The organism is Pseudodesulfovibrio alkaliphilus (assembly GCF_009729555.1).
GTDB classification, from domain to species: Bacteria; Desulfobacterota; Desulfovibrionia; order Desulfovibrionales; family Desulfovibrionaceae; genus Pseudodesulfovibrio; species Pseudodesulfovibrio alkaliphilus.
In genome coordinates this window covers 124295-141058 of record NZ_WODC01000004.1, presented here as the reverse complement: position 1 = coordinate 141058, position 16764 = coordinate 124295, and the positions used below count along the sequence as shown (strand labels likewise).

Annotated in this window: 14 protein-coding genes; 8 read left to right on the top strand and 6 right to left on the bottom strand. The window is 63.8% G+C overall.

Annotation, left to right across the window (positions count from 1 at the left end):
- Nucleotides 1–126: 126 nt before the first annotated feature.
- Nucleotides 127–1452, bottom strand: coding sequence for a B12-binding domain-containing radical SAM protein (locus GKC30_RS07750; RefSeq protein WP_155933747.1), 1326 nt, complete (start codon nt 1450–1452; stop codon nt 127–129).
- Nucleotides 1453–1972: 520 nt separating this feature from the next.
- On the opposite strand from GKC30_RS07750, the gene galE reads away from it, so the two are divergent.
- Nucleotides 1973–2941 carry a UDP-glucose 4-epimerase GalE gene (gene galE / locus GKC30_RS07745; RefSeq protein ID WP_155933745.1) on the top strand — a complete coding sequence of 323 codons (969 nt, stop codon included), beginning with the start codon at nt 1973–1975 and terminating at the stop codon, nt 2939–2941.
- A 7-nt stretch (nt 2942–2948) separates the two neighbouring features.
- Nucleotides 2949–3977: an elongator complex protein 3 gene (locus tag GKC30_RS07740; protein ID WP_367614031.1), complete on the top strand. Its 1029-nt coding sequence runs from the start codon at nt 2949–2951 to the stop codon at nt 3975–3977.
- Between the two features lie 18 nt (nt 3978–3995).
- On the opposite strand, the gene GKC30_RS07735 is transcribed toward GKC30_RS07740, so the two are convergent.
- Together GKC30_RS07735 and GKC30_RS07730 are read right to left on the bottom strand one after the other, a co-directional pair.
- A complete protein-coding gene (locus tag GKC30_RS07735; RefSeq protein ID WP_231117082.1) occupies nt 3996–5858 on the bottom strand; it encodes an N-acetylmuramoyl-L-alanine amidase in 1863 nt (620 codons plus the stop codon).
- 271 nt (nt 5859–6129) lie between these two features.
- Nucleotides 6130–6921, bottom strand: coding sequence for a metallophosphoesterase family protein (locus GKC30_RS07730; protein ID WP_155933743.1), 792 nt, complete (start codon nt 6919–6921; stop codon nt 6130–6132).
- A gap of 142 nt (nt 6922–7063) precedes the next feature.
- On the opposite strand from GKC30_RS07730, the gene GKC30_RS07725 reads away from it, so the two are divergent.
- From GKC30_RS07725 to GKC30_RS07715, 3 genes are read left to right on the top strand one after another with little or no spacing between them, the layout of a single operon-like run.
- Entirely contained in the window at nt 7064–8830 is a 1767-nt protein-coding gene (locus tag GKC30_RS07725; RefSeq protein ID WP_155933741.1) for an ABC transporter ATP-binding protein, read from the top strand.
- Nucleotides 8831–8861: 31 nt separating this feature from the next.
- Complete coding sequence (locus GKC30_RS07720) at nt 8862–9338, top strand: chemotaxis protein CheD (protein ID WP_155933739.1); 477 nt, start codon at nt 8862–8864, stop codon at nt 9336–9338.
- The gene (locus GKC30_RS07715) at nt 9335–10204 is read left to right on the top strand and encodes an HDOD domain-containing protein (protein ID WP_155933737.1); all 870 of its coding nucleotides are present in this window, start codon (nt 9335–9337) and stop codon (nt 10202–10204) included. The genes GKC30_RS07720 and GKC30_RS07715 overlap by 4 nt, the downstream gene beginning before the upstream one ends.
- Nucleotides 10205–10287: 83 nt before the next feature.
- On the opposite strand, the gene GKC30_RS07710 is transcribed toward GKC30_RS07715, so the two are convergent.
- From GKC30_RS07710 to GKC30_RS07700, 3 genes are read right to left on the bottom strand one after another with little or no spacing between them, the layout of a single operon-like run.
- Entirely contained in the window at nt 10288–10947 is a 660-nt protein-coding gene (locus GKC30_RS07710) for a peptidylprolyl isomerase (protein ID WP_155933735.1), read from the bottom strand.
- Nucleotides 10948–11007: 60 nt separating this feature from the next.
- The gene (gene aroE, locus GKC30_RS07705) at nt 11008–11826 is read right to left on the bottom strand and encodes a shikimate dehydrogenase (protein ID WP_155933732.1); all 819 of its coding nucleotides are present in this window, start codon (nt 11824–11826) and stop codon (nt 11008–11010) included.
- Nucleotides 11827–11843: 17 nt separating this feature from the next.
- Nucleotides 11844–12776: an ACP S-malonyltransferase gene (locus GKC30_RS07700; protein ID WP_155933730.1), complete on the bottom strand. Its 933-nt coding sequence runs from the start codon at nt 12774–12776 to the stop codon at nt 11844–11846.
- A gap of 230 nt (nt 12777–13006) precedes the next feature.
- Between GKC30_RS07700 and GKC30_RS07695 the strand changes: the two genes are divergently transcribed.
- The 3 genes from GKC30_RS07695 to GKC30_RS07685 are packed head-to-tail and all read left to right on the top strand — an operon-like array spanning nt 13007 to nt 16656.
- The gene (locus GKC30_RS07695) at nt 13007–13624 is read left to right on the top strand and encodes a NeuD/PglB/VioB family sugar acetyltransferase (RefSeq protein ID WP_367614030.1); all 618 of its coding nucleotides are present in this window, start codon (nt 13007–13009) and stop codon (nt 13622–13624) included.
- Between the two features lie 9 nt (nt 13625–13633).
- Entirely contained in the window at nt 13634–14797 is a 1164-nt protein-coding gene (locus GKC30_RS07690) for a DegT/DnrJ/EryC1/StrS family aminotransferase (RefSeq protein ID WP_155933726.1), read from the top strand.
- Nucleotides 14794–16656 (top strand): polysaccharide biosynthesis protein, encoded by a 1863-nt coding sequence (locus GKC30_RS07685; protein WP_155933724.1) that lies wholly within the window; start codon nt 14794–14796, stop codon nt 16654–16656. The genes GKC30_RS07690 and GKC30_RS07685 overlap by 4 nt, the downstream gene beginning before the upstream one ends.
- The last annotated feature ends 108 nt before the right edge of the window (nt 16657–16764 follow it).

The window sequence follows — 16764 nt, the reverse complement described above, 5'->3', positions numbered from 1 at the left end:
TTTAACCACTTGCTTTAGTTGATAAACAACATTCGCAGGTTGTTATCATAGGTTGGACGCCATGTTCTTTCATTTTTCAAAAGAACGATTGAGCTGGACGAACCTGAAATATAGTTACTCTTTGATTTACGCATTGAGTTTTTGAAATTTTGGAGCATAGCTGTTACGAACTTTCATGAACATTCTGTGCCATTCCATGACTTCGTCACAAGAGAGGTGCTTTGTTCTAACGTGCGGGACGTTATCATTTATGTTTTGGAATGTGGATACAAAACGATACACATCCATGCTCTCTGCTCCTAGAATGCCGAGTTGCAACAACTCTTCATAGACAGGTGTAGTTGGAAGCGGCATCAGCAAGGTGATGTTGAGTGTTTTTTTATAGTTCTTTACAAATTCAAATGTTTCAAGCATGGACGTATTGTCTTCATCAGGCATGCCTAAAAGAATATTACAGTTCAGCTCAATCCCAAGCCTGTCTGCTTCCTCGAAAAGCTTATTGAGCTTCCAAATCTCATTCTTGCTTTTCTTCATTGACTTCAATATTTTTTCATTTGCGCTTTCAAGGCCAATTGAATACGACTTGAGCCCAAGATTGGCCAAATCGGGAAGCAAATCAATGCAACGATACATCGAATCGATCCGACCTAATGAGAGCATCCTTTTATTGGGCTGAAAATGTGACATTTCGTGAATAAATTCTTCCAGCCAATCGCGTTTGTGGAAGAGTTCGTTATGAAAAAGGTAAAGCGGCATAGAGTCCCAATATGCAATCTCCTTTGCCAACTGGGCGGGCTTGACAACCCTCCAAGGGGTGCACCTGCTCAAGCAGTAGGTGCAGCCATGGGAGCAACCTGAACCCGCGGACAGGGAACGCTGCTTTTCCATGGCTGGCAGACTTCGGTAGTCATACCTCTCGACATCTTCGAGCACATCCAGAAAGCTCGCCGCTTCGTGCGTAAAGTCGAAGGTTCGGATGTCTTCGTTACCCAGCAGTCGCTGAGGGCTATCATTTTTCTTGGCGAAAAATCCCTCTTCCATCAGTGCGGAGACAGCGGCGGAAGTATCAAATGCGGTCACGAGCACATCGCAGGCAATATGTCCTTGCGACAGCATGGCGCAACCAAAGCCCATGTCCCGTGCAATAACGACAACATTGGCATGCTTTTTCGCCTTCTCGGTAATTGAACGCATGTATTGTAATTGGTCAACCGTTCTTGGGAAAGGAGTGAAGTAGATAATATGACTATAGCTTTCAAATATAGAGAAATCATCACTCTCATGAAGCGGCTCGAGCTCAACATAATCGGACTGTATGGAATGCTTTCGCAACAAGGCATATATAGCCCATACATCGCTTGAAAAAACATATAATGATGGTTTGATGTTTGTTGGCTGTGCGCAACATGGCTCGATAAATGAAGTGGATTGCTTGCAGACTAATACTTTCATGGCGATACACCTTTTTGTCTCAGCTTGGGAGGGTTAAAACCCGCCTTAATAGTGGCAAGTTTAGCATTCTTTGAGAATTTTAAAGCTGTGTCCAGAAAATCCTAGACCGTTACAGGGTCACGATGTGCCGGAAAAAGTGCTGGTTGGTGCGGTGGCCCTTAGGAGTCTGGGTATGGTGCGCGAGGTTTGCCAGCGCTCTCCGAGTATACAATTATTCGGGGAAAAAGCCAAAAAGCTTAAGGGCTGTGGCATAATTTGTTCACCAAAAAAATGTTGCACGAAGCGGGAATGTCGGCGAATCGTTGACAGCGAGTATTTTATGCAAACTTCGAACCAGGGTGGCGGGCCCGGCGCGTCGATCCTCCAGGAATGAAACGGTCAATGGGCAGAACTCTGGTTTCGTCTGGGCATGTCGCAGCTGGACAGGAGGTCTTCCATCATGCACAGTCAGGGCGGCGAAGATCGGCTGCGGTCTTCCGGTCGCGAGGATCAAGCCACCTTTCGTCGAACAGGAAAACCCATGACCAAGACCATCCTCGTCACTGGCGGGGCCGGATACATCGGCTCCCACACCTGCAAGGAACTGGCCCTGCGCGGCTACATGCCCGTTGCCCTCGACGACCTGTCAAACGGCCATGAGCGGGCCGTCAAGTGGGGGCCACTGGTGCGCGGCGACATTGCGGACCGTGTCCTGCTCGATACGGTGTTCGACACCTATCGGCCCGAGGGAGTCATCCATTTCGCGGCCTTCATCGAGGTGGGCGAGTCGGTGCGCAACCCCGGGGCCTTCTACCGCAACAACGCGGCCGGGGCCCTGGCCGTGCTCGAAGCCATGCGCGACCACGGCTGCGAACGCATCGTGTTTTCGTCCACGGCCGCGGTTTACGGCGAGCCCAGGCAGGTGCCCATTACCGAGAACCATCCCCAGTGCCCGGTCAGCCCATACGGCTGGTCCAAGTTCATGGTCGAGCGGATGCTTGAGGATTTTGGCCGCGCCCACGGAATCCGCCACTGCGCCCTGCGCTACTTCAACGCCGCCGGGGCCGACCCGGACGGCGAGACCGGCGAGAGCCACGACCCCGAATCCCACCTCATCCCCCTGGTGCTGCGGGCCGCGAGGCAGCCGGACCGGCCTGTGACCGTGTTCGGCACCGATTACGACACCCCCGACGGCACCTGCATCCGCGACTACATCCATGTCTGCGATCTGGCCGATGCCCACATCCTGGCCCTGGACCATCTGGCCGACAACCCGTCCCTGGCCGTGAATCTCGGCACCGGCACAGGCAACTCGGTACGCGAGATCATCGAGGCCGCCCAAGCCGTGACCGGCCTGCCCATAGATCCCATATACGGTCGGCGTCGTCCCGGCGACCCGCCCCGGCTGGTGGCCGATCGCGCCCTGGCGGGCAAGGCCCTGGGCTGGGAGCCGAAGTTCACGGACATCCGCGAAACCATCGGCCATGCCTGGAACTGGATGAACAGGTAGGGCGGCCGTGTCCCGGCAGATCGAGTTCCTCCACCCCGAGCCGCTGCCCCGGACAGGGCGCGTCTGGCCCGTGTTCCTGCCCTTTGCCGGGTGCCCCTATCGCTGTCTGTTCTGCGCTCAGGATAGGCAGACCGGCCGCGACGCTGCCACCCTGCGCGAGGCCCGCGACAGTCTGGTCCGCGATCTCGAATCCGCCCTGGCCGCCGGGCACGGCCCCTATGAGCTGGCCTTTTACGGCGGCACCTTTACCGCCCTGCCCGCGCCGTGGCCCGAAACCTTCCTGGCCCTGGCCGCACGCTTTCGGGACGCCGGGCTGATCAGCCGCGTACGCTGCTCCACCCGACCCGACTGCGCGGACCCGGCCAGTCTGGCGCGGCTGCGCTCTCTTGGGCTGGACATGGTCGAGCTGGGCGTCCAGTCCTTTGATGATCAGGCCCTGGCGGCCTCGGGCCGGGGCTATGGCGGCGAGACCGCCCGGCAGGGGTGCCGGGCCGTGCGCGAGGCCGGGCTGGCGCTGGGTATCCAGCTGCTCCCGGGTCTGCCCGGCGATCGGCCCGGTGTGTTTCGCCGCGACGCCGGGATCGTTGCCGGTCTGGCACCGGAAATTGCCCGGCTCTATCCCTGCCTCGTGATCCGGGGAACCGGGCTGGCATCGGCGTGGGAGTGTGGCCGCTACGCGCCCTGGACCCTGGAGCGGACCCGCCGGGAGCTGGCCGCCGCCCTGCCCGTCCTCTGGGCCGCAGGGGTGCGGGTCGTCAGGGTGGGACTGGCCCCGGAGGGGGCGTTGGAGCGGGATATCCTGGCCGGGCCGTGGCATCCTGCCCTGGGGCAGTCGGTGCGCGGGCTGGCGCTGCTGGGGCTGGTGGAGGATGCGGCGAAACGCCTTGGCCAAAGGCCGATGCGGCTTAACGTGCCCCGGCGGTATCAGGGGGAGCTGTTCGGCCATGGTGGCGAGCTGCGGGGTGAATACGCCGCCTTGGGATTGCCTCAAAGGGCGATCCGCTATGCGGACTCCGCGGGATTCGTGCTGCTCTGAGCCCGGAGGAGGCCGGGATCAGCGCTCGGCGTAGCGTTCGATCTTGCCCTTGTAGGCGAGCACACCGTCCACGATCCCCCGCGCCAGATATTCCAGATACGCGTCGGTCTTGAGCCTTTTGGCCTCGGTGGGGTTGGTGATGTAGCCAAGCTCGATGAGGATCGAGGGCATCTTGGCCCCCATGAGTACGTAGAAGGGGGCCTCGCGCACACCGTTGTTCTGTATCTGCCACTTGCGCCGCACATGGGCCAGGGTGTTGTTCTGCACGTCGGTGGCCAGATCGCGGCTTTCCTTGATCTTGGAGTTGACCATCAGGTCGGTCAGGATAAACTGGAGGTCCGAGATGGCTCGCGGGTCCACAGCGTTTTCCCGGGCCGCGATGCGTACTGCGTCGTTGGTTTTGGCCAGGTTGAGGCTGTAGGTTTCCAGGCCGCTGACCCGGGTGCTGTGGTTGGCGTTGCAGTGGATGGAGAGGAAAAGGTCGGCCTTTTTGACGTTGGCCATGGCCGTGCGCTGCTCAAGGGGGAGGAAGACATCCGTGGTGCGCGTGTAGTGTACGGCAAAGCCTTTTTCAGCCAGTTTTTTGCCCAGGATGGTGGAGAAGCGGAGGTTGATGTCCTTCTCCCGCAGCCCGTTGGCCACTGCGCCGGGGTCCTTGCCGCCGTGGCCGGGGTCGATCATGATGGTCTTGACCGTCAGGCCCAGCTGCTCCAGCAGGTCGCCCACGGACTGCTTGCCGCCTCCGGGTGCGCGGTAGGTGATCTGCTTGGACTGGGCCTCCGCATGTCCGGCCTTCTGGGCGGCCCGCGCCGCCCGTGCCTCGGCCTGGGCCTGGGCCACCTCCTGGTCGGGCGAATACACGTCGATGACGATGCGGAATGGGTTGTCCAGGGGGAAAATTTTGTATTCCTGCATGGACAGGAAGTCGAGGACCACCCGGGTGGTGTCCTTGTTGTACTGGCCGGTGCGGATGGAGCGCAGGATGCCGTCCGAGACCGAGGTGGACGCGGTCACGTCGTGACCGAGACGGGAGTTGATGAGGTCCACATAGAGGCGGTGGGGCCGCCCCACCTCGTGGTTGGGCTCAAGAACCTGGTAGCGGTAGGTGACGCGGCTGTCCAGCTCCAGCACCACGCGGGTGTACTCGTCGCTCGAGCGGTAGCGGACCATGTCCAGATGGGCGAGGCCGGAGGGGTCCCTGGGCACCACGCGCCGTTCGCCGGTTTCGTCGGCAACGGTCTCCTGCGGGGCGGGTTTGGGGCTTTCTGCCACCCGCTTGGCCACTTCGTCCAGGGATTGCCTGACCGCCTTGCCCGAGACCTTGGCCACGGCCGCGTCATAGCCGCCGAGCTTGCGCAGGGCGGCATCGGCCCGCGAGTACATGTCTGCCCGTGGGTATTCCACCAGGATGCGGGCCAGATCAAGGCGCGCCGCCTCGGTCTCGCCCAGCCGCCGGGCCTGGATCTCGGCCCTGCGGAAGAGGCAGTCGTCGGCCCAGCCGTGGCGGGGATAGCGGGCCACGACCCGCCCGAAGTAGTCGATGGCCTTGCGGAAATCGGATTTGCGGCCGCTTTGGACCCCAAGCTCTTCGTGGACTCGTCCGATGTAGTAGAGGGCTTTGGGCGCGTAGGCACCGTCCGGGTCTGCCCGCAGGCAGTTGCTGAAGTGGCGCTCGACGTTCTCCCAGTTGGCCCGGAATTTGACGCGCTTGGAGTCCTTGATCAGCGCATGGAACGCGGCATGGCCCTTGTTGAAGTGGGCCTGAGCCGTGGAGGCTGCGCCGAGATCGGGACACGCCAGCAGCATTGCCAGCGCCAGTAACGCGGAAAGGCAAAGGGGAAGATATTTTTTTGCCTGCAATTCCATAGTTTTGAGCCGCATCGTTCTCCAGATGATTTCCGCAGGAAGAACCACACGCGCCGCCATAAGGCGCTTCGTGGGCGTTGAGATGCCACAGCGTTTCCGTAGTGTTCAGAATAATCTAAAAAAAGTCCAGAGAATAATGCGGTTTCCCTGTCGAATCTTTGTCCCGGCCAAAGGGGCTGTGGGAGGTTGTCCTGGCCGGAGAAGTCAATGGCTGGCAAACTGTCAGTGATTTCGGCGCGTATCGTGTTGTTGTTGCTGCGGCGCCTCCGCTTTGCCGGAGCGGGGATCAGGGCTGGCCGGTGGCCAGCCACCGGGCCCAGTCCGGTCGGCCGTTGGCTTCGGCCAGCCGGGCGGCCCGGTCCCAGTCGTAGTCCACGGCCATCAGTTCCACGGTCCACGGCGCGCTCAAGGGGGCGTTCGGCCGGGAGGGCGGGGTGAGCAGGGCGTATCTGGCGTGGGGTGAGCCCGCGGCCATGGCGTGGGGCGGAGTGTCGTCGGCGTAGGCGGGCAGGCCCACGCTGCCGGGATTGACCACCGTGAACCGGCCGCAGACGGCAACGCCGGGAAAATGGCTGTGCCCGGCCAGAACCACGGGGCACCCTGTCGGCACTTCGGCCAGATCCTCCTCGACCGCCTCGCAGGGGCGGGGCTGCGGACGACCCGAGGTCACGTCTTCGAGCAGGTAGGCGGTATCGCTTTTCGGGGTGCCGTGGCACAGGAAGAGCGCCCCGTCCACGGTGCGGGTGGCCGGAAGCCCGGCCAGCCATTGGAGCCCCTCAAGGCCCAGCCCCTCGCGGGCAGCCCGGAAGCCGGGCAGCCCTGCCATGGGCGACGCCGGGTCGAGCAGGACGCGGTCCTGGTTGCCGAGCACGGTGTCCATGGGCGTGTCGCGCAGCAGTTGCCAGGTGGCGGCCGGTTCCAGCGGGCCATAGAAGGAGTCGCCCAGGTTGATGAACCGGGTCGCACCGCGCCGGGCGGCGTCCGCCAGCACGGCCCGCAGGGCGTCGGCATTGCCGTGAATGTCGGCCAGCACGGCAACCGCCGTGTTTTGGCCGGAGAGATGAGGCATGGTTTCCATACCCTGAGATTGGGTGGAAAACGTTCCGGAGGCAAGGTTTTTCCGGCCGAGCCCGCGCTTTACTCGCGGGCGGCAACCATATACAGAGGGCGTGACGGCGCATCGCTGGGGAGCGCCGTCCCAACCGTGACGAGGAGACGCCTTGGCCCGTTCCGAAAACCTGCATTATCTTGGCAACGCCTACCTGCTCAAACGCAGCCTGGGCTACTTCGCGCCCTACAAGGGGCGGGTGCTCCTTGCCGTGGTTGCCATGCTCCTGTACGCGCCCATCGCTCCGGCCCTGGCCTGGCTGACCAAGTACATCACCGACGATGTCCTGGTGGCCAGGGATCTCGGCACACTCAAGCTGTGCATCGTCGGGCTGGTGGTGCTCATCGTGCTCAAGGGCGTGTTCCAGTTCACCCAGACCTACATCATGAACGCCACCGGCATCCTGGTGCTCAAGGACATGCGCCGCGACCTCTACGCCAAGATAGTGCGGCTGCCCATTTCCTTCTTCGCCGAAAGCGAGGTGGGGATGCTCATGAGCCGGATAATCAACGATGTGGTGGCCGTGCGTCAGAGTCTGCCGAGCATCATCATGTTCGTGCGCCAGATATTCACCCTGCTCGGCTTGATCGGCACGGTCATCTATCTGGATGCGTCCCTCGCCTTCTGGAGCCTGGTGGTCATGCCCGTCGCCCTGTACCCCATCGTCTTTTTCGGCAGGAAGGTGCGCAAGTACGGCCGCAAGATCCAGGCCGAGCTTTCCGGGATCAACGTCACCCTTGAGGAGGGCTTCTCGGGCATCAAGGTGATCAAGGCCTTTGCCAACGAAGTGCGCGAAGGGCTGCGCTTCAAGGCGGAAAACGAGAAACTGAGCCGGATCATCATCCGCCAGATCTTTTACAACGAGAGTTCGTCGAGGGTCATGGACTTCGTGGCTGCCGGGGCCGGTGCAGCGGTGCTGTGGATCGGGGGCAGCCGGGTCATCGACGGGGTCATCACCCCGGGCGAACTGACCGCCTTTCTGGTCTGTCTGGTCCAGCTGTACGAGCCGGTCAAGAAGATCAACATGTCCAACCACCAGATTCAGGCCGGTCTGGCTGGCGCCGAGCGCGTCTTCGACATCTTCGACTCCCCGGAAATCACGGTGGAGGACGAGGGCAAAACAGTCTTTGAGGGCCCGTTCCGGGAGCTGCGCCTGGAGGATGTCCGCTTCACCTATCCCGGCGGATCGACTCCGGCCCTTGGCGGCGTGTCCCTGACCATCAGGGCCGGGCAACGGGTGGCCATCGTCGGCCCCAGCGGCTCGGGCAAGACCACGCTGGTCAACCTCATTCCCCGTTTCTACGACCCGCAGCAGGGACGCATCCTGCTCAACGGCGTTCCCGTGAGCGAGTACACCTTGAGCAGTCTGCGCATGGGCCTTGGGCTGGTCTCCCAGGACACCTTTCTCTTCAACCTGTCGGTGCGCGAAAACATCGCCTACGGCCGCGAGGAGTACGATCAGGCGGAGGTGGAGCGGGCCGCCCGCAGCGCCTATGCCCACGACTTCATCATGGAGCTGCCCCACGGGTATGACACGATGGTGGGCGAGGGCGGCGTAAAGATCTCGGGCGGCCAGAAACAGCGGCTGACCATTGCCAGGGCCATCATGAAGGACCCCTCCCTGCTCATCCTCGACGAGGCCACCAGCGCCCTGGACACCGAGTCCGAGCGCGTGGTCCAGGACGCTCTGGAGAACCTCATGCGCGGCCGCACTTCCCTGGTCATTGCCCACCGCCTCTCCACCATATTCACGGCCGATCTCATCGTGGTCATGGAACACGGCAGGGTGGTCGCCACAGGCTCCCACAGGGATCTGCTCTCCTCCTGCCCGCTCTACAACCGCCTCTACCAGATGCAGTTCGACGACTCCATCCGGTAGGCAACGCCGCGCCTGCGCACCCGGACCGCCCATGACCCTGCATATCGTCACCATATCCGACATGAAGCTTTCAAGCGCGTCGGAGGATGTCATCGTCACCTATTCCCTCGGGTCCTGCCTCGGGGTCACGGCCCACGACCCCAAGGCGGGGGTGGGCGGCATGGTCCACTGTCTGCTGCCCCACGCCGGGGCGGCCAGGGAAAAGGCGCGTGCCAATCCCTTCATGTTCGTCAACACCGGGGTGGCCATGATGGTCAGAAGGCTCATGGACCGGGGAGCCGAGAAGCGGCGTCTGGTTTTCAAGGCAGCAGGCGGGGCCAACATGCGCGGCGACAATCTTTTCAACACCGGAGAGCGCAACTTCGAGGCCCTGGGCAGATTGCTTGAGCGCAACTCCGTGACCCTGGCGGCTTCGGATGTGGGCGGCGTTGTTCCGCGAACCATGTTCTTGCACCTCGACACCGGCCGCGTTGTGGTCCGATCGCTGGGGGAGGAGAAAGACCTATGATCAGACGCCAAGAGATTCTCGAGACCGTGTCCCGGGTCGTGGCCATCCCGTCCTGCGCGGGCAAGGCGGCGGCCCTGCTCGGCGATCCGGCCGCCGAGATGTCGGAGCTGGCCAGGATCATTGAGCACGATCCCGGTCTGACCGCCAACCTGCTCAAGATCGTCAATGCCTCCTTTTTCGGCGGGGGCAAGCCCATGCGCACCGCAGGCGAGGCCATAAGCCGCCTGGGGACTCTGGAGGTGCTTCAGTTCATTCTCTCCACCGGAGTCGCCCCCTCCTTTGTCCACCGCATCGACGGGTATGATCTGGCCCCGAGCATGCACCTGCAACACTCGGTGACAGTGGCCATGGCCGCAAGGGAGCTGGGGAAGGCGCTCGGCCTGGATGCGCCGGATCACACCTTCACTGCCGGATTGCTTTCCGGTGTAGGCAAGATTTTGCTGGGCGTGTACGTCCAGGTCAATGCCAAGGCCATCCTGGATCTGGCCATGGAGGAGGGACTGAGTTTTGATCAGGCCGAAGACGCCGTGCTGGGCATCAACCACGCCGAAGTGGGTGGCATCCTGCTTGAATCCTGGGGGCTGCCCCCTGAAATTACCGGCCCTGTCCGCCACCATCTGCGGCCCGACAAGGCCCCGGAGATCGACACGGTTCTCGATCTGGTCCACATCGGCAACGCCCTGGCCAAGATGATCGGGGTGGGACTTGGCGTGGACGGCCTCAACTACGTCCCGTCCGTGGCGGTCATCCAGCGCCTGGGCCTGACGGCCGAGATCGTGGATCGGGTCTGTGCCAACGTGGTGGAGGAGCTGCGCTCCGTGCGGCACCTGTTCGTGCAGTGCGCCGAGGACGCCTGCCCCCTGTAGCAGCGAAAAAGGCCGGAAGCGTCCGAAAACGCTCCCGGCCCGTGGGTTTGATCCGAAGCCGCGAAGCCTGACCCCGAGGTCTCCTATTGCGGCCTGTACGCCTTGATGATGAACACCGGCTTGACCGGCACGTTTTCGTGCTGGCCCATTCTGGATGTCTCCACCCGGCTGATGGCCTCCACCACATCCCAGCCCCGGATCACCTTGCCGAACGCGGTATAGCCCGGATGGCTGATGATCTTGGTCTCATCCCGAGGGTCCTTCTGGTCCCTGTAGTCAAAGGCCGGGTTGTCCTTGACGTTGATGAAGAACTGGGCCGTGGCCGAGTCCGGGGCTGTTCCGCGAGCCATGGCGATGGTGCCCTGCTTGTTGGACATGGCCCTGGACGACTCGTTGGGGATGGGCGGATGCGTCTGCTTCAAGCGCATGCCCATCTCGAAGCCGCCGCCTTGGATGATGTTGTAGGGGATGGGGTTGCCCCCGGCTAGGCTCTTCTGCCGGAAGTCCTTGTCCGTGACCACCCTGTGAAACAGGGTGCCGTCATAAAACCCCTCGTCCACGTAGCGCATGAAGTTTTCCACCGTTGCCGGGGCCTCGCCCGGATAGAGCATGACGATGAACCGGCCCAGGGTCGTCTCGAAGATAACCACCGGGTTGGGGCCTCCCTGGGCCTGGGCGCCGCAGGGCAGGACCAGCAGGCAGGCCAGGAGCAGAGCTCCGAAAAGAAGTGATATCTTGCGCATGGTTCTTCCCCTTTTTCCTGATGTCGTGAACGGCGAACCTACCGGAAAAGGCTCGGCGAATCAACGGTTGGGCCTTGCGAGCCGATTGAGGAGCAGCGCCCTGGCCCCGGCCTCGTCAGGCTCGCGTCCGGTCCATAGGCGGAATTGGGCCAGCCCCTGATGCAGGAACATCTCCAGGCCCGACACCGTGACGCATCCGGCGGCCTCGGCCTCGCGCAGGAGCCGGGTGCGCAGGGGGTTGTAGACGATGTCGTAGACGATCATGCCGGGGGTGAAGCGGAGGGCGTCCCACGGGGTGGCGTCGAGCAGTTCGCCGCTCATGCCCAGGGGCGTGGTGTTGCAGACGAGCCCAGCGCCCTGATCCATCCGCGTTTCCCAGGGCACGGCCCGTGCCGACAGGTCGCGGGCGAGTTCGTGGGCCTTTTCCGGGGTGCGGTTGGCCACCAGGATTTCAGGCATGCCCAGTTCGGCCAGGGCCGCCACTGCCGCCCGCGCTGCGCCGCCCGCGCCCAGGACCAGGGCCGTGTCCGGCAGCTTTTCCAGGGCTCTGAGAGGGGCGGCCAGGCCGGTCACGTCCGTGTTCTCGCCCCAGAGCAGACCGTCGCACCAGAACAGGGTGTTGACCGCGCCCACGGCCTGGGCGCGCCGGGTCAGCCGGTCGAGCAGCGGCATGACCGTCCGCTTGTGGGGGATGGTCACGCTCACGCCCCGGATGGACTGTTCGCGAACCCGGTCGATGAATCCGGCAAGCTCGTCGGGCCGGGTGGGCCACGCCTGATAGTCGGCGTCCAGGCCCAGGCTGGCGAATCCCCAGTTGTGCAGGGCCGGGCTCAGGGTGTGACCCAGGGGCCAGCCGATGATGCCGTGGCGGGCGGTCATGGTCGCGCCTTGCGGGCTCACAGGGCTCTGGCCTGATCCAGGCTGCCCGCGTTGGCCGCTGTCCACTCGCCGTCTCCTGCAAGATCGGCGAGGTTGGGCGCGAGGAGCTTGGTCAGGACGTTCCTGGGCCCGATCTCCACGAAGTGGCGTACCCCGGCCAGCCACAGGGCCTGAAGGGTCTGGACCCAGAGGACCGACGAGGTCATCTGGCGCTGCATGACCGGCAGGATGCCCGAGGGGTCCGGTTCGGGCAGTGCCGTGGCATTGTGGTAGACCGGGAAGGCCGGGGCCTTCCAGTTGAGCCCGGCCAGGAAGGCGGCAAACTCGTCGGCCGCCTCGCGGATCAGGGGGCTGTGGAATGCGCCGGACACGGCCAGGGCGATGGCCCGGCCCTTGGCCTCCTTGACCAGGGCCGAAGCCCTTGCCAGGGCCTCGCCCTCTCCGCTGATGACGAACTGGGCAGGCGAATTGTAGTTGGCGATGCGCAATTGCCCGCCGGCCCCGGCCACGGCCTGTTTCACGATGCCCTCCACCGTGGCCTGATCGAGTTTGACCACTGCGGCCATGCCCTGGCCCTCGCCTCCTGCCTCGGCCATGAGCCTGCCGCGCAGGCACACGGCCCGGATGGCGTCGCGGCCGTCCAGTGCGCCGCTGGCGGCCAGGGCCGCGAATTCGCCCAGGCTGTGCCCGGCGGCAGCCGCCGGAGCGAGCCGGTCACGCACGGCCAGCCACAGGGTGAGGTTGGTCACGGTCAGGGCGGGTTGCAGGGCGCGGGTGTCGGCCATGTCGCCGCTGGCGCCGTCCCAGTAGATGTCGCGCAGGGGCAGGCCGGATTCCTTTTCGGCAAGAATCCACAGGTCCATGGCCTCGGCCGCGTCCTCGGCCACGTCGCGGCCCATGCCCTGCTCCTGGGAACCCTGTCCGGGAAAGAGTATCGCTGTCTTGGTCATTGTCGTCTCCTTGGGGTGGCAGCCCGTTCGTGCCCGTGCGACACGAAGCCGTGCTGGCAAAGGGGATAGCCCGCCCGGGCGAGCCGCGTCAAGGCGGCCATGGCCGTCCGTATCGGCGCACAGTGGTTGACAGTAAAAATCACAAAGGGGTAGATGACGGGGATGGGTACCTCTTTGATAATCAAGAATATCCGCCGGAGCGTCTCGCTCTTTGCGGCAGGGTGTTGCCTGTGAGGGTACTGATAGTGGGCAACGGCGGCCACGCCCTGGTGGTGGCCGACATCCTGGCCTGCGCCGAAGGGATGGCCCCCCTGGGACACGTGGAGAAGGATGCCGGTTCCGGGTCCGTGGCCCAGTCGGGTCTTCCCCTGCACGGCGGGATAGCGTCCCTGGGCACTGTACCGCATGATGCGGTGGTGGTGGCCATTGGCGACAACCGGACGCGCATGGCCGTGGCCGACAGTCTGGCCGACGAGGGCGAGGTTCTGGCTTCGGCCATCCACCCATCTGCCGTCATCGCACGGGACGCGGTCATCGGCGCTGGCTGCGTGGTCTGCGCCGGCGTGGTAGTCAATCCGGGATGCAGCATAGGCCGAAACGTCATTCTCAATACCGGCTGCACCGTGGATCATCACTGCCGCATCGGGGACCACGCCCACATCGCGCCCGGAGTGAACCTGGCCGGGGGCGTGAGTGTGGGCCGGGGTGCCTTTGTGGGCATCGGCGCATGTGCCATTCCGGGTGTGACCATCGGCGAGTGGGCCGTGGTGGGCGCGGGCGCGGCGGTTGTCCGCGACGTGCCTTCGGGCAGGTCCGTGGTCGGCGTTCCGGCCCGCGAGAGAACATAGCAGGAAGCCATGCCGACCAGCGACAGACTCTATCTTTCCCCCCCGCACATGGGCGGCGCGGAACTGGATTTCGTCCACCGGGCTTTCGAGTCCAATTTCATTGCGCCCCTGGGACCACAGCTGGCCGAGTTCGAGGCGGAGTTTTCGCGGCTGACCGGGTTTGCCCACTGTCTGGGGCTTTCCAGCGGCACAGCGGCCATCCACCTGGGGCTGCGCCAGCTCGGTGTCGGCCCGGGCGATGTGGTCATCGCCTCCACCCTGACCTTCATCGGCTCGGTCACTCCGGCCACGTTCCTGGGCGCGGACCTGCACTTCGTGGATTGCGACGCGGCCACCTGGACCATGGACCCGGCCCTGCTGGCCGAGGCCGTGGACCAAGTCGAGGCCGACGGCCGCCGGGTGGGCGCGGTGATCCCCACCGACCTTTACGGCCAGTGTTCGGACTACGACGCCCTGCTGGCCGTGTGCCATCCGCGTGGAATCCCCCTGCTCGTCGATGCGGCCGAGGCCGTGGGCGCGGCCTACAAGGATCGCCACGCCGGACGCGGCGGGGATGCGGCCGTGTATTCCTTCAACGGCAACAAGATCATCACCACAGGCGGGGGAGGGCTCCTGGCCAGCGACGACAAGGCGCTCATAGACGAGGCCCGCAGGCTTTCCCAGCAGGCCCGCGATCCTGCCCCCCACTATCAGCATTCCACCATCGGTTACAACTACCGCATGAGCAACGTGGCCGCGGCCATCGGCCTGGGGCAGCTCGACGTGCTTGCCGAGCGCGTGGCCCGGCGCAGGGCCATCTTCGACTGGTATGTCGACTCGCTCGGTCGGCTGCCGGGGGTTTCCTTCATGCCCGAGGCCGCCTACGGCCTGGGAAACCGCTGGCTGACCGTGATCCTCCTTGACGAGGCGGAGTTCGGGGCCGGCCCCGAGGACGTTCGCCTCGCCCTGGAGGCGGAGAACATCGAGTCCCGGCCGGTCTGGAAGCCCATGCACATGCAGCCCGTGTTCAGGGACGTGCCTTGCTCCGGCGGTGCGGTGAGCGAGGGGCTTTTCCGCCGCGGCCTTTGCCTGCCCTCGGGCACGGCCATGAGCGAGGCGGAGCTGGATCGCGTGGCCCGGAGAGTCGCGGCCATGACGGCCACGTCCCCTCGGGGCGGGAGGGGCACCCCATGAAGCTTGGCCTGCCCAATTTCCGCAACCTGAACTTTTATGCCATGCTCCTGGCGGACATGGTCATCTTTGCCGTGGCCCTGTATGCGGCCTATCTTTTCCGCTTCGATTTCGAGGTGCCGCACTTTTTCGCGGTCCAGTACCAGGGGCTGCTCAAGTACGTGATCGCCTTCAAGGTGGCGCTGTTCCTTTTTTTCGGCCTGTATCGGGGCATGTGGCGGTACACCAGCCTTGACGACTACTGGCGGCTCTTGCGGGTCACGGCGCTGCAAAGCCTCATCCTGGTCTCCTTTGTGGTCTTTCGCTTCTCCTTTGTCGGAGTGCCTCGCTCCATCTTTGTCATCGACTGGGTGCTGACCCTGGTTCTGTGCAGCGGGCTTCGGCTTTTGATCCGCGCCTTCTACGCCCGCACTCTCTCCCTGGCCCGTTCCGCACCGGGCCGCAAGGACGTGCTCGTGGTCGGGGCCAAGGACGCGGCCGAGAAGATCGGGCGCGAGCTGACCACCAGCCAGGGCCAGCACAACCTCATCGGGTTTTTGGATGACGACCCGGCCCTCAGGGGCCGGACCATTCACGGCAGGCCGGTGCTCGGCCCGGTGGCCAGCCTGGGCGAGGTGGCCGAGCGCTTCGGGGTGGACGAGATTTTTCTGGCCGTGTCCGAGGCCACGGCCGAGGAGATGCGGCGCATGGTGGAAACATGCAAGGCCACGGGGCTTCCCTACAAGACCCTGCCCGCCATGGCCGAGATCATCGACGGCAAGGTGGCCGTCAATACGCTGCGCGACATCGACTATCTCGACCTTTTGGGCCGTTCCCCCGTGAGCCTCGACACGGCCGGCATCAGGCAGTATCTCTGCGATCAGACCGTGCTGATCACCGGGTGCGGGGGCTCCATCGGGTCGGAGCTGTGCCGCCAGATCGTTCGCTACCGGCCAGGCCGTCTCGTGCTGGTGGATGCCTCCGAATACAATCTGTATGAAATCGAGATGGAGCTGCGCCACGCCCTGGGCTTTGACCGCTGCACCACCATACTCGGCTCGGTGGCCGATGCGCCGCTCATGGAACGCACTTTCCGGGAGCATCGGCCTTCAGCGGTTTTCCACGCTGCGGCCTACAAGCATGTCCCCATGCTGGAGCGCAACCCGTGGCAGGCCGTTCGCAACAACATTGAAGGATCGCGCACGGTCATGCAGGCGGCCGTGAGGGCCGGGGTGGAGCGGTTCGTGGTGGTGTCCACGGACAAGGCGGTGCGGCCCACCAACGTCATGGGCGCGAGCAAGCGCGTGACCGAGCTGCTGATGCAGGCCCTAAGCGGCGGGCCCACCCGGTTCATGGCTGTGCGTTTCGGCAACGTGGTCGGCTCCAGCGGCTCGGTGGTGCCCCTGTTCCGGCGTCAGATCGCTTCGGGGGGGCCTGTCACCGTGACCCACCCGGATGTGACCCGCTACTTCATGAGCATCTCCGAGGCCACGCAGCTCATTCTCCAGGCGGGCAGCATGGGCGAGGCAGGGACCGGCGGCGAGGTCTTTGTCCTGGACATGGGGGTGCCCGTACGCATCGCGGACATGGCCCGCGACCTCATCCGCCTCTCGGGCAAGGAACCGGACGTGGATGTGGAGATCGTCTTTACCGGACTGCGCGAGGGGGAGAAGCTCTTTGAGGAGCTGATCACCGAGGGCGAGGGCATCGTGCGTACCGAGCACGACAAGATCCTGGTGGTGGGGTCGGCCGACACGGTCCGGGCCAAGGACCTGGACAGCGAGCTGGACGCCTTGTGCCGGGCGGCCGAGGCCCACGACGGCGAGGCCATCAGGACCATTCTCAAGCGCCTTGTCCCCGAGTATGCGCCGGAGGGCAACTAGCCGGTTTTCTTTGCATTGATCGCGTGGATGGGGGCAAAAGCCGTGCTGTTTTCGGGCAACCGGCCGATTTTCAAGAAGATATCTAGACTTCGTCGGCGGGGTGCTTTG